This window comes from Pseudomonas furukawaii (genome assembly GCF_002355475.1).
Classification (GTDB): Bacteria; Pseudomonadota; Gammaproteobacteria; order Pseudomonadales; family Pseudomonadaceae; genus Metapseudomonas; species Metapseudomonas furukawaii.
The window spans coordinates 5540617-5553409 of record NZ_AP014862.1; the positions used below are offsets into that span (position 1 = coordinate 5540617).

Below are 12793 nucleotides of genomic sequence, written 5' to 3' on the forward strand. Positions count from 1 at the left end.
CCAGGCGCTTGGCTATAATCCGGCCACTCACCCACGAAGGGACCTCGCCCGTGCATCGGCTCAGGAATGCCACAGGATTGATCGCCAGCCTGCTGCTGGTCCTTCTCTACATGCTGCCTGCCCAGGCGGCCGAAGACCGGCAATGGAGCCTTCTGCTCGATCCGGGCGCCAGCCTGCAACTGGAGGATGTTCGCGCCCAGCGGGCCCTCTCCCAGTTTTCCCCGACCCATCTCGACCAGCTCTACACCCCCGGCGGCAATAGCGCCCTGTGGCTGCACTACCGGCTGCCGCCCCACCAGCAGGAACAGCTGCTGAGGGTCTTCGCGCCCTACCTGTCCTACCTGGACCTCTACGTCCTCAAGGGCGACGAGCTGATCGCCCACCAGCGTACCGGCAGCCGCCTGCCCTACAGCGAACGGCCCCTGCCCAGCCGCGACTTCCTCCTGCCGCTGCCCCTGGCGCAGGAACCCCTGGACCTCTACCTGCGCATGGCCTCGGAACACGCCCTGCGCCCCACGCTGTCCCTGCAGCCCGCGGCCCAGATGGCCGCCGACGACAGCCGCCCGCTGCTGTTCGGGCTGATGCTCGGCGGCCTGGGCATGCTCGTCTACTACAACCTGATGCGCTTCGCCTATTCCCGGGCCCCCGTCAGCCTCTGGCTGGCCGCCGCCCAGGCCTGCCTGCTGGTCACCGGACTCAGCCTGCTGGGCATCGCCTCGCCCTGGCTGGGTGACTGGCAGGGGGCCCAGCCGCAGATCGCCAACCTCTCCATGCTGCTGGCGATGATCTGCGCCCTGGCCTTCACCCTCAGCTTCTTCCACAAGGTCACCCCCGGCACCTGGCTGAACGGCCTGCTGCTGGGGGAAATCGTGCTCATCGGCCTGACCGGCACCCTGCTGCTGATCGTCACCGAGCTGCAGTTCAACCAACTGGTCTACGTGCTGTCGGCCATCGCCAGCCTCAGCATGTTCAGCCTCGCCGCCCACCACTGGCACCAGGGCTATCCTCCGGCCCGCCTCTTCACCCTGGCGCTGGGCCTGTTCTGCCTCGCCATCCTCGGCGCCCTGCCGGCGCTGTTCGGCTACTGGCGCCTGCAGTCCGAGTGGCTGGCCTACGCCCTCCTGACCATCTGCGCCCTCAGCGGCATGCTGCTCAGCATGGCCCTGAGCGAGCGCCAGCGGCGCATCCAGATGGAAGTCTTCCGCGCCAGCCGGGCCAAGGCCGCCAACTCCGCCGAACTCAAGGCCAAGGGCGAGTTCCTCGCCAAGATCAGCCACGAGATCCGCACCCCCATGAACGGCGTGCTGGGCATGACCGAGCTGTTGCTGGGCACGCCGCTGTCGGCCAAGCAACGGGACTACGTGCAGACCATCCACAGCTCCGGCAACGAACTGCTCACGCTGATCAACGAAATCCTCGACATCTCCAAGCTGGAGTCCGGGCAGATCGAACTGGATGACGTGCAGTTCGACCTCAACGCCCTGATCGACGACTGCCTCGACATCTTCCGCGCCAAGGCCGAGCAGCAGCGGGTGGAGCTCATCAGCTTCATGCAGCCCCAGGTTCCCCGGGTCGTCAGCGGCGATCCCACGCGCCTGCGGCAGATCCTCCTGAGCCTGCTGGACAACGCCTTCAAGCAGACCGACGAGGGCGAAATCCTTCTCGTCGTCGCCCTCGACAACAGTGCCAGCACGCCGCGCCTGCGCATCGCCGTGCAGGACAGCGGCCGTCCGCTGGAGGCGGCCGAGCGCGAGGCGCTGCTGAACGCCGAACTGCAGACCAGCGACTTCCTCGCCACCTCCAAGCTCGGCGGGCGCCTCGGCCTGGTGATCGCCCGCCAGCTGGTGCGCCTGATGGGGGGCGACTTCGGCATCCAGAGCGGCTCGGGGCAAGGCAGCACGCTCTGGCTCACCCTGCCCCTGGACAGCCAGTACCTGATCCGCGCCGCCGCCGACCTCGACAGCCCGCTGGAAGGCGCGCGCCTGCTGGTGGTGGACGACAACGACACCTGCCGCAAGGTGCTGCTGCAACAATGCAGCGCCTGGGGCCTGCAGGTCAGCGCCGTGCCCTCCGGCAAGGAAGCCCTGGCCCTGCTGCGCACCAAGGCGCACCTGCGGGAGTACTTCGACGTGGTCCTGCTGGACCAGGACATGCCCGGCATGACCGGCATGCAACTGGCCGCCAAGATCAAGGAAGACCCGAGCCTCAACCACGACATCCTGATCATCATGCTCACCGGCATCAGCAACGCGCCGAGCAAGATCATCGCCCGCAACGCCGGCATCAAGCGCATCCTCGCCAAGCCGGTGGCCGGCTACACCCTGAAGACCACCCTCGCGGACGAACTGAACCAGCGCAGGGCCGGCGGTGCCTTCTCCCTGCCGGGTTCCCAGGTCAGCGAGCCGCTCCAGGTGCCCAATGACTTCCGCATCCTGGTGGCCGAAGACAACAGCATCTCCACCAAGGTCATCCGCGGCATGTTGAGCAAGCTCAACCTGGAGCCGGACACCGCCAGCAATGGCGAGGAAGCCCTCAACGCCATGAAGGCCCGGCACTACGACCTGGTATTGATGGACTGCGAGATGCCCGTGCTCGACGGCTTCACCGCCACCGAACTGCTGCGCGCCTGGGAGCGCCAGGAACAGCGCACCCGCACCCCGGTGGTGGCCCTCACCGCCCATATCCTCAGCGAACACAAGGAACGCGCCCGCCAGGCCGGCATGGACGGCCACATGGCCAAGCCGGTGGAGCTGTCGCAATTGCGGGAACTGATCCAGTACTGGGTGGCCGACAAGGAAAGCCGCGAAGGCCAGGCGCTGCACACCCACTAGGCGGCGGGCCTTCGACAGCGCCCCTTCCCCTAGCCGAAGCGCACCGCGAAGATCGGCGGCAGGTGCCCCGCCAGCAGGTTCCAGCTCTCCCCCTGGTCCTCGGACAGCCAGAGGTGACCGGTGGTGGACCCCATCGCCAGGCATTGGCCATCGTCGTCCACATCCAGGCCGTGGCGGTACACCAGGTCGTAGCACAGCGTCTGGGGCAGGCCCCGCTCCAGCACCTCGAAGCTGCCGCCGCCGTCCCGGGTGCGGGTCACCCGCAGGCGCTGGTCGGCCGGAACCCGGCATTCATCCTTGATCGCCGGGACGAACCAGGCGCAATCAGGGTCGGTGGGGTGCACCGCCACCGCGAAGCCGAAGGTGGAAGGCCCCGCCTCGGTGATCTCGCGCCAGTTCAGCCCGCGATCCTCGCTGGTGAAGATGCCATTGTGATGCTGCACCCAGAGCCGCTGGGGGTTCGCCGGGCAGGCCACCAGGCGGTGCGGGTCCTGGATTTCCGGCTCCTCGGCGCGCTCCGGCGGCATGTAGGCGGCGCGCATGCCCCGGGTGCGGTAGCTCCAGCTCAGGCCCTCGTCCTCGCTGTGCCAGACGCCCCCGCAGGACACCGCCAGGGTCAGGCAACGGCTGTCCCGGGGATCGACGCTGATGGAGTGGATGCCCGGCTGGTCATAGCCGCCGCCGAACCAGTGGGCCCGCTCCGGCCGCTGCCACAGGCTCTCCACCAGGGCCCAGGAGGCGCCGTGGTCCTGGGAGCGAAACAGCCCGCCGGGCAGCGTGCCCGCCCAGAGCGTGCCGGGCTGGTCGAAACCGCCGGCCTCCAGGCACCAGATCATCTCCACCGAAGGCGCATCGTCGCCGTCCGCCGCCGGAAAGGCCGGCGCGGGCAACTCCTCCCAATGCTGGCCCCGATCCCGCGAGCGCCACAGCTTGGGGCCGAAGTGCCCCAGATGCAGCGCCGCGTAGAGCGCGCCGTCGCGCACGTCCTCCAGCACCATGCTCACCGGCTCGCCGAGGAAATCCTGGCGGGCCAGGTGCCAACCGGCGCCCTCGTCCTCGAAACGCAGCAGTCCCTTGCGGGTCGCCACATGGATGCAACGGCTCATGGTCCCTCTCCTTGTCCCGGCTCAGCCGCCGGACAGCGCCTGTACCACGAAGACTTCGCTGTCCGGCCCCAGCGGGTCGGACAGCCGCTGCCGGTCGTTCACCTGCCGGGCATCGACGAAGATCGCCACATGCCGGCGCAAGCGTCCCTGGTCATCCAGCAGATAGCTGCGCAGCCGGGGATTGGCGACGAAGGCCGCCTCCAGCGCATCCGCCACGGAGCGGGCGTCCACCGTCACCTCCGGCACTTCGAGGTGCCGCTGCAGGTTGGGGGTAAAGGCGATGCGCGCCATCGGCCGCTCCCAGGGCGATGCAACAATCCGGTGGGGAAGGTATAGCCGAGACCCGGCCCGGCGTTACACTGGCGCGCCCAACGGCGGTGCAGCCTCTACACTGAGCGAGCGGCCCGCCAGCCCCCTGAATGGATGCCCCTGCATGCTCGAAAGCCTGTCCAGCCTGTACCTGAAGATGCTGGTGCTCTACAGCCCCTTCTTCGTGCTCTCCTGCTTCATCGCCCTCACCCGTGGCTACACGGTGAAGGAGCGCAAGAAGCTCGCCTGGAAGGTCGCCCTCGGCACCCTGGTGGCCAGCGCCCTGCTCTACCTCTTCGGCCAGGCCATCTTCAACGTCTTCGGCATCACCATCGATGCCTTCCGCATCGGCGCCGGCACCGTGCTGTTCATCTCCGCCCTCGGCATGGCCCAGGGCAAGCCGGCGGTGCAGGCCGACAACGTCCAGCAGGACGTCACCATAGTGCCGCTGACCATCCCCCTCACCGTCGGCCCCGGCACCATCGGCGCCATGCTGGTGATGGGCGCCGGCCACGTGCACTGGGACGACAAGCTCACCGCGCTGGCCGCCATCGCCATCGCCTCGGTGACCGTGGGCGCCATCCTCTACCTCTCCGACCGCATCGAGCGCATCCTCGGCGACCAGGGCCTGCAGATCGTCAGCCGCCTCATGGGCCTCTTCGTCTGCGCCCTGGCGGCGCAGATCATCTTCACCGGCGTGAAGAACTACCTGGTGCCCTGACCCCAGGCGCCGCCGGTAGCTCCGCAGGATGGGCCGAGGCACGAAACCCATGCGGGCCATGGCTGATGGGCGCACCATCGGCATGCACGGCGGTCCCCACTGCGGTGCACCGCCCACCGCCGCAAGGCCCGGCCGCAGCGCCATGAACCGCCTGAACGCCCGGAAACAGGGGTGTTCTGAAAACTGGCACCATCGTTGCTCGGGTGATTCCAACTTGGATACAAGATGGAACCCCAGAGCATGTCCGACGCCCCCATCGCCTTCACCCTGGCCGACTGGCGACAGGCCTACCGCGAGCCGTTGAACCCCGCCGACCTGCTGCACGCCCTGCGCCAGCGGCTGTCGCTCGAGGACAACGCCTGGATCAGCCTGGCCAGCGCCGAACAGCTCGACGCCCAACTGGCCGAACTGGCCGCGCGCCTCGACGCCGTGGACGGCCAGCGGGACCGCCTGCCGCTCTACGGCGTGCCCTTCGCCATCAAGGACAACATCGACGCCGCCGGCTGGTCCACCACCGCCGCCTGCCCCGACTTCGCCTACGAGGCCAGGGCGGACGCCACCGTGGTCGCCCGCCTGAGGGCCGCCGGCGCCATCCTCATCGGCAAGACCAACCTCGACCAGTTCGCCACCGGTCTGGTGGGCACCCGCTCGCCCTATGGCGCGGTGCCCAACAGCTTCAACCCGGATTACATCAGCGGCGGCTCCAGCTCCGGCTCCGCCAGCGTCGTGGCCCGGGGCCTGGTGCCCTTTTCCCTCGGCACCGATACCGCCGGTTCCGGCCGGGTGCCGGCGGGCTTCAACAACATCGTCGGGCTCAAGCCCACCAAGGGCTGGCTGCCCAACACCGGGCTGGTGCCGGCCTGCCGCAGCCTCGACTGCATCTCGGTGTTCGCCCTGACCGTCAGCGATGCCCTGGTCGTGGCCAACATCGCCGGTGGCTATGACGCCGCCGACGCCTACAGCCGCCAGAACCCGAACAGCGCCAAGGTCGGCATGCCGGCCAAGCCGCGCCTGGCGGTGCCGGCCAACCCCGAGTTCTTCGGCGACAGCCGGAACCAGGCCGTCTACGAGACGGCGCTGGGCAGATTGCGCGAACTGGGTGCCGAACTGGAGGAGATCGACTTCGCGCCCTTCCGGCAACTGGCCGAACAGCTCTACTACGGCCCCTGGGTCGCCGAGCGCAGCGTCGCCGTGGAAGACGTGCCCCCTGAAGCGATCAACCCGGTGGTGCGCGGCATCGTCGAGAACGGGCACAAGTACAGCGCCTGTGATGCCTACAAGGCCGAATACATCCGCGCCGAACTGAGCCGCCGCATCAACGATGCCCTGGCCGGCTTCGACGCCCTGGTGGTGCCCACCTCGCCCACCCTGCGCACCCTGGCGGAAATGGACGCCGAACCGGTGCTGTTCAACAGCCAGTTCGGCACCTACACCAACTTCACCAACCTCGCCGACCTCTCCGCCCTGGCCCTGCCCGCCGGCTTCCGCGCCGATGGCCTGCCGGCCGGCATCACCCTGATCGCCCCCGCCTGGCACGACAGCGCCCTGGCGGCCCTGGGCCAGCGCTGGCAAGAGGCCCTGGCCCTGCCCCTGGGCGCCACCGGCCGCCCCCTGCCGTCCCAGGCGACGAACCCGGCGCCGGCCCCCGGCAGCGTGCGGGTCGCCGTGGTGGGCGCCCACCTCAGCGGCATGCCGCTGAACTTCCAGCTCACTAGCCGCGATGCCGTGCTGGTGGAACAGACCACCAGCGCCGCCCAATACCGCCTCTATGCCCTCCCCGGCACCCTGCCGCCCAAGCCGGGCCTGGCACGGGTGGCGGAAGACGGCGCCGAGATCATCGTCGAGCTCTGGGATATCCCCCAGGCGCGCTTCGGCGAATTCGTCGCGGAAATCCCGCCACCGCTGGGCATCGGCAACCTGCAACTGGCCGACGGTCGCTGGGTGAAGGGCTTCATCTGCGAGCCCTACGCCCTGGACGGCGCCCGCGACATCACCGGCTTCGGCGGCTGGCGCGCCTTCATCGCCAGCCAGGCGCGCTGACGCATGACATCGGCCAGCGCCAGGAAAGGGCGCCCCGAAAGCCTGTCGAGCAGCATCTACGCCCGGCTCAAGGCCGATATCGGCGAGTTCCGCCTGCTCCCCGGGGACCGCTTCAGCGAAGGCGAACTGGCCGAACGCATGGCCGCCAGCCGCACCCCGGTGCGCCAGGCCCTGCACCGCCTGGAGCGCGAGGGCTACCTGGAGGTGCGCTTCCGCAGTGGCTGGCAGGTGAAGGCATTCGACTTCGAGCATTTCGAAGAGCTCTACGAGCTGCGCATCGTCCTCGAACTGGAGGCCGTGCGCCGGCTCTGCCAGCGCCCCGCGACGGATCAGCCGGACGCACTGGACCGACTCGCGCGCACCTGGGTGGTGCGGGAGCGCCTGAACGATGGCCCGGAAGTCTCGCGCCTGGACGAGGCCTTCCACTGCCAACTGGTGGAAGCGGCGGGCAACCGGGAAATGGCCCGTATCCACCGCGAAGTCAGCGAAAAGATCCGCATCATCCGCCGCCTGGACTTCACCCAGGCCCCGCGCATCGAGGCCACCTATGCCGAGCACGGGGCGATTCTCCAGGCGATCGCCGATCGAAACCGCGAAGAGGCACAGCATTTGCTGAAGACCCACATCGAAGTCAGCAAGGCTGAAGTACGCAAGATCACCCTGCACATGTTGCACAGCGCTCGGCAACGTCCGCAGCCCGACCAAGGGTGACGTGGAAGACCCTTTGAACACTGCCCCAAGAACAATCACCGAACGCAGTCAATTCAAGAAGCTGGACCAGAACGGAGATCGCCCAATGCAACGTCGCAGCCTGATCAAGGCCTTCACCCTTTCCGCATCCATTGCCGCCATGGGCATGTCCTGGACCCTCCAGGCGGCCGAGACCATCAAGGTCGGCATCCTGCATTCGCTGTCCGGCACCATGGCCATCTCCGAGACCTCCCTCAAGGACATGGCCCTGATGACCATCGACGAGATCAACGCCAAGGGCGGGGTCAACGGCAAGCAACTCGAACCCGTGGTGGTGGACCCGGCCTCCAACTGGCCGCTGTTCGCCGAGAAGGCCCGCCAGTTGCTGACCCAGGACAAGGTCGATGTGGTCTTCGGCTGCTGGACCTCGGTGTCCCGCAAGTCCGTGCTGCCGGTGTTCGAGGAGCTCAACGGCCTGCTCTTCTACCCGGTGCAGTACGAGGGCGAGGAGCTTTCCCCCAACGTCTTCTACACCGGCGCCGCGCCGAACCAGCAGGCCATCCCGGCGGTGGAATACCTGATGAGCGAGGACGGCGGCAGCGCCAAGCGCTTCTTCCTGCTGGGCACCGACTACGTCTACCCGCGCACCACCAACAAGATCCTGCGCAGCTTCCTGCACAGCAAGGGCGTCGCCGACAAGGACATCGAGGAGGTCTACACCCCCTTCGGCCACAGCGACTACCAGACCATAGTCGCCAACATCAAGAAGTTCTCCGCCGGCGGCAAGACCGCGGTGATCTCCACCGTCAACGGCGACTCCAACGTGCCCTTCTACAAGGAACTGGCCAACCAGGGCCTGGAAGCCACCGACGTGCCGGTGGTGGCCTTCTCCGTGGGCGAGGAAGAACTGCGCGGCATCGACACCAAGCCGCTGGTGGGCCACCTGGCCGCCTGGAACTACTTCGAGTCGGTGGATAACCCGGTCAACGGCAAGTTCGTCGAGCAGTGGAAGGCCTACGCCAAGGCCAAGAACCTGCCCAACTACCAGACCGCCGTGACCAACGACCCCATGGAAGCCACCTACGTCGGCATCCACATGTGGGCCCAGGCCGTCGAGAAGGCCGGCACCACCGACGTCGACAAGGTGCGCGAGGCCCTGGCCGGCCAGACCTTCGCCGCGCCGTCGGGCTACACCCTGACCATGGACAAGACCAACCACCACCTGCACAAGCCGGTGATGATCGGCGAGATCCAGGAAGACGGTCAGTTCTCGGTGGTCTGGCAGACCGAAGGCCCCCTGCGCGCCCAGCCCTGGAGCCCCTTCATCCCCGGCAACGACAAGAAGCCGGACTACGCGGTGAAGACGAACTGAGCTGGATCAGGACACCCTCACCCTCAGCCCCTCTCCCGAAGGGAGAGGGGAACCGTTCGGAGTCACGGGGAAGCTCGGTGTCCGACGCCACGTCACCCCTCTCCCCATGGGAGAGGGGGCGGGGGTGAGGGCGGTGTCAGCCGGCACAGACCTCTCCTCGCGCCATGAACCAGGACCGCCCAATGTCGACAGCCCTCTACCGAATCCTCCTCGCCCTGGCCCTGCTGCTGCCCCTGGCGGCCCGGGCCGGCGACGCCAACGACTTCGCCGCCGCCAACCCGGCGCAGCAGGCGAAGCTGCTGGAACGCTGGGCCGCCGAGCCCGACGCCGCGCGCCAGCCCCTGCTGGACGCCCTGCAGCAGGGCCGCTTCGCCATCGACGCGAAGCAGGCCTTCATCGAACGGGACGGCGCCTTCGTTGCCGCCGAAGGTGATGCCGCGCCCATCGGCACGCCGAAGAAGCTGCGCCTGAACAACCGCCTGCGCGGCCTGCTGATCACCGCCCAGGCCGGCCATCAGTTGCTCGCCCCTGACGCCACCCTGCGACTGGCGGGCGCGCGCCAGCTGCAGAAGAGCGCCAAGCCCGCACAACTGGCCCTGCTCAACGCCCGCGTGGTGGTCGAGGAAGACGGCGCCGTGCGCGATGCCCTGTCCCTGGCCCTGGCCAACCTGCAACTGGTCGACCCCGACCCGGCGGTGCGCCTGAACGCCGTGCGCCTGCTGGGGGAAACCGGCGACCCGCTGGCCCGCACCCGCCTCGAAGCCCTGCTGGACCCCGCAGTGGAAACCGATACCGCCGTGCGCACCGCCGCCGAGACCAGCCTGGCCCAGGTCAAGCGCCGGCTGCTGCTGGGCGAACTCCTCGGCCAGGCCTTCAGCGGCCTGTCCCTGGGCTCCATCCTGTTGCTGGCCGCCCTTGGCCTGGCCATCACCTTCGGCCTCCTCGGCGTGATCAACATGGCCCACGGCGAAATGCTCATGCTCGGCGCCTACACCACCTACGTGGTGCAGCTCGCCTTCCAGCGCCTGGCCCCCGACCTGCTCGCCCTCTACCCGCTGGTGGCCCTGCCGGTGGCCTTCTGCGTCACCGCCGCCATCGGCATGGCCCTGGAGCGCACGGTGATCCGCCACCTCTACGGCCGCCCGCTGGAAACCCTGCTGGCCACCTGGGGCATCAGCCTGATCCTGATCCAGCTGGTGCGGGTGGTGTTCGGCGCGCAGAACGTCGAGGTGGCCAACCCGGCCTGGCTGTCCGGCGGCATCCAGGTGCTGCCCAACCTGGTCCTGCCCTGGAACCGCATCGTCATCATCGGCTTCGCCCTGTTCGTGGTGGCCCTGACCTGGTTGCTGCTGAACCGCACGCGCCTGGGCCTCAACGTCCGCGCCGTCACCCAGAACCGCAACATGGCCGCCTGCTGCGGCGTGCCCACCGGCCGGGTGGACATGCTCGCCTTCGGCCTCGGCTCCGGCATCGCCGGGCTCGGCGGCGTGGCCCTGTCCCAGGTCGGCAACGTCGGCCCGGACCTGGGCCAGGGCTACATCATCGACTCCTTCCTGGTGGTGGTGCTCGGTGGCGTCGGCCAACTGGCCGGCAGCGTCATGGCCGCCTTCGGCCTGGGCGTGGCCAACAAGATCCTGGAACCTTCGATCGGCGCCGTGCTGGGCAAGATCCTCATCCTCGCGCTGATCATTCTCTTCATCCAGAAGCGGCCCCAGGGCCTCTTCGCCCTGAAAGGACGGGTGATCGACTGATGAACCAGCCACTGACCCTCACCGCCGCACAGAAGGCCGGCCCCAGAGTCACCCTGGGCGTCGGCGCGCTGGTGCTCGCCGTGCTCATCGCCCTGCCGCTGCTGCACCTGCTGCCGGCGGACAGCCCCTTCCAGGTCTCGGCCTACACCCTGACCCTGGTGGGCAAGATCCTCTGCTACGCCATCGTCGCCCTGGCCCTGGACCTGGTCTGGGGCTACGCCGGGCTGCTGTCCCTCGGCCACGGGCTGTTCTTCGCCCTCGGCGGCTACGCCATGGGCATGTACCTGATGCGCCAGAGCGCCGGCGACGGCCTGCCGGCCTTCATGAGCTTCCTCGCCTGGACCGAACTGCCCTGGTACTGGGCCGGCACCCAGCACTTCCTCTGGGCCCTGGGCCTGGTGGTGCTGGCCCCCGGCCTGCTGGCGCTGGTGTTCGGCTTCTTCGCCTTCCGCTCGCGGATCAAGGGCGTCTACTTCTCGATCATGACCCAGGCCCTGACCTTCGCCGGCATGCTGCTGTTCTTCCGCAACGAGACCGGCTTCGGCGGCAACAACGGTTTCACCGACTTCAAGCGCATCCTCGGCTTCGACATCACCGCCCCCGGCACCCGCGCCCTGCTCTTCCTCGCCACCGTCGCCCTGCTGGTGGGCAGCCTGCTGCTGGGCTGGCGCCTGGCCCGGAGCAAGTTCGGCCGGGTGCTCACCGCCCTGCGCGACGCCGAGAACCGCCTGATGTTCTGCGGCTACGACCCGCGCGGCTACAAGCTGTTCATCTGGGTGCTGTCGGCGGTGCTCTGCGGCCTGGCCGGCGCGCTCTACGTGCCCCAGGTGGGCATCATCAACCCCAGCGAGATGTCCCCCACCAACTCCATCGAGGCCGCCGTCTGGGTGGCCCTGGGCGGGCGCGGCTCGCTCATCGGTCCGCTGCTGGGCGCGGGCCTGGTGAACGGCATGAAGAGCTGGTTCACCGTGGCCTTCCCCGAGTACTGGCTGTTCTTCCTCGGCGCCCTGTTCATCCTCGTCACCCTCTACCTGCCCAGGGGCGTGATCGGCCTGCTGAAGAAGGAGGGCAAGTGATGCGCGCCACCCCGGACTTCATGCTCGAACCCATCCTCGCCCCCAACCGCGACGCCGGCAGCGGCCGCGACGCACTCGGCGTCGGTCGCGCCGCCGGCCAGGGCCTGAACACCCGCCACGGCACCATCCTTACCCTGGAGGACATCAGCGTCAGCTTCGACGGCTTCAAGGCCCTGCGGGAGCTGAACCTCTACATCGGCGTCGGCGAACTGCGCTGCATCATCGGCCCCAACGGCGCCGGCAAGACCACCCTGATGGACGTCATCACCGGCAAGACCCGCCCCGACACCGGCCAGGCCTGGTTCGGCGAAACCCTCGACCTCACCCGCATGAGCGAAGTGGAGATCGCCCAGGCCGGCATCGGCCGAAAGTTCCAGAAGCCCACGGTGTTCGAGGCACTCACCGTGTTCGAGAACCTGGAGCTGGCGCAGAAGACCGACAAGTCGGTGTGGGCGAGCCTGCGCGCCCGCCTCACCGGCGAGCAGAAGGACCGCATCGACGAGGTGCTCGCCACCATCCGCCTGGACGGCTCGCGCCAGCGCCCCGCCGGCCTGCTCTCCCACGGCCAGAAGCAGTTCCTGGAGATCGGCATGCTGCTGGTGCAGGACCCGCAACTGCTGCTGCTCGACGAGCCGGTGGCGGGCATGACCGACGCCGAGACCGAGTTCACCGCCGAGCTGTTCAAGGGCCTCGCACGCCAGCACTCGCTGATGGTGGTGGAACACGACATGGGCTTCGTCGGCACCATCGCCGACCACGTCACAGTGCTGCACCAGGGCCACGTCCTGGCCGAAGGCTCCCTCGCCCAGGTCCAGGCCAACGAACAGGTGATCGAGGTCTACCTGGGCCGCTGAACAGAACGGTGCGCACGGCGCACCCTACCCGGCACGGCGTCAC

10 protein-coding genes are annotated in these 12793 nt (G+C 68.5%); 8 read left to right on the top strand and 2 right to left on the bottom strand.

Features of this window, described 5'->3' with window-relative positions; translation table 11 throughout:
- Positions 1-50 precede the first annotated feature (50 nt).
- Positions 51-2831 (top strand): response regulator, encoded by a 2781-nt coding sequence (locus tag KF707C_RS25740; RefSeq protein ID WP_231992294.1) that lies wholly within the window; start codon positions 51-53, stop codon positions 2829-2831.
- 29 nt (positions 2832-2860) lie between these two features.
- Here KF707C_RS25740 and KF707C_RS25745 read toward each other — a convergent pair whose 3' ends face one another.
- Positions 2861-3937, bottom strand: coding sequence for a WD40/YVTN/BNR-like repeat-containing protein (locus KF707C_RS25745; protein WP_003452842.1), 1077 nt, complete (start codon positions 3935-3937; stop codon positions 2861-2863).
- Between the two features lie 21 nt (positions 3938-3958).
- Positions 3959-4228, bottom strand: a complete 270-nt coding sequence (locus KF707C_RS25750) for a ubiquitin family protein (RefSeq protein ID WP_003452845.1) — start codon at positions 4226-4228, stop codon at positions 3959-3961.
- 142 nt (positions 4229-4370) lie between these two features.
- On the opposite strand from KF707C_RS25750, the gene KF707C_RS25755 reads away from it, so the two are divergent.
- The 7 genes from KF707C_RS25755 (at position 4371) to urtD (ending at position 12750) form a co-directional block, all read left to right on the top strand.
- The gene (locus KF707C_RS25755; RefSeq protein WP_003452847.1) at positions 4371-4967 is read left to right on the top strand and encodes a MarC family protein; all 597 of its coding nucleotides are present in this window, start codon (positions 4371-4373) and stop codon (positions 4965-4967) included.
- A gap of 240 nt (positions 4968-5207) precedes the next feature.
- Positions 5208-7007, top strand: a complete 1800-nt coding sequence (atzF, locus tag KF707C_RS25760; protein ID WP_003452850.1) for an allophanate hydrolase — start codon at positions 5208-5210, stop codon at positions 7005-7007.
- A 3-nt stretch (positions 7008-7010) separates the two neighbouring features.
- The gene (locus KF707C_RS25765) at positions 7011-7718 is read left to right on the top strand and encodes a GntR family transcriptional regulator (RefSeq protein ID WP_003452852.1); all 708 of its coding nucleotides are present in this window, start codon (positions 7011-7013) and stop codon (positions 7716-7718) included.
- A gap of 85 nt (positions 7719-7803) precedes the next feature.
- A complete protein-coding gene (gene urtA / locus KF707C_RS25770; protein WP_003452853.1) occupies positions 7804-9069 on the top strand; it encodes an urea ABC transporter substrate-binding protein in 1266 nt (421 codons plus the stop codon).
- Between the two features lie 182 nt (positions 9070-9251).
- Positions 9252-10820 (top strand): urea ABC transporter permease subunit UrtB, encoded by a 1569-nt coding sequence (urtB, locus tag KF707C_RS25775; RefSeq protein ID WP_003452854.1) that lies wholly within the window; start codon positions 9252-9254, stop codon positions 10818-10820.
- On the top strand, positions 10820-11896 hold the full coding sequence (gene urtC / locus KF707C_RS25780) for an urea ABC transporter permease subunit UrtC (protein ID WP_003452855.1): 1077 nt from the start codon (positions 10820-10822) through the stop codon (positions 11894-11896). The genes urtB and urtC overlap by 1 nt, the downstream gene beginning before the upstream one ends.
- Positions 11896-12750, top strand: a complete 855-nt coding sequence (gene urtD, locus KF707C_RS25785) for an urea ABC transporter ATP-binding protein UrtD (RefSeq protein ID WP_003452856.1) — start codon at positions 11896-11898, stop codon at positions 12748-12750. The genes urtC and urtD overlap by 1 nt, the downstream gene beginning before the upstream one ends.
- The last annotated feature ends 43 nt before the right edge of the window (positions 12751-12793 follow it).

Bases quoted from the DNA above. Each gene is read 5' to 3' on its own strand.
- KF707C_RS25745 (WP_003452842.1), bottom strand. From the start codon at position 3,937: ATGAGCCGTTGCATCCATGTGGCGACCCGCAAGGGACTGCTGCGTTTC.
- KF707C_RS25750 (WP_003452845.1), bottom strand. From the start codon at position 4,228: ATGGCGCGCATCGCCTTTACCCCCAACCTGCAGCGGCACCTCGAAGTG.
- KF707C_RS25755 (WP_003452847.1), top strand. From the start codon at position 4,371: ATGCTCGAAAGCCTGTCCAGCCTGTACCTGAAGATGCTGGTGCTCTAC.
- atzF (WP_003452850.1), top strand. From the start codon at position 5,208: ATGTCCGACGCCCCCATCGCCTTCACCCTGGCCGACTGGCGACAGGCC.
- KF707C_RS25765 (WP_003452852.1), top strand. From the start codon at position 7,011: ATGACATCGGCCAGCGCCAGGAAAGGGCGCCCCGAAAGCCTGTCGAGC.
- urtA (WP_003452853.1), top strand. From the start codon at position 7,804: ATGCAACGTCGCAGCCTGATCAAGGCCTTCACCCTTTCCGCATCCATT.
- urtB (WP_003452854.1), top strand. From the start codon at position 9,252: ATGTCGACAGCCCTCTACCGAATCCTCCTCGCCCTGGCCCTGCTGCTG.
- urtC (WP_003452855.1), top strand. From the start codon at position 10,820: ATGAACCAGCCACTGACCCTCACCGCCGCACAGAAGGCCGGCCCCAGA.
- urtD (WP_003452856.1), top strand. From the start codon at position 11,896: ATGCGCGCCACCCCGGACTTCATGCTCGAACCCATCCTCGCCCCCAAC.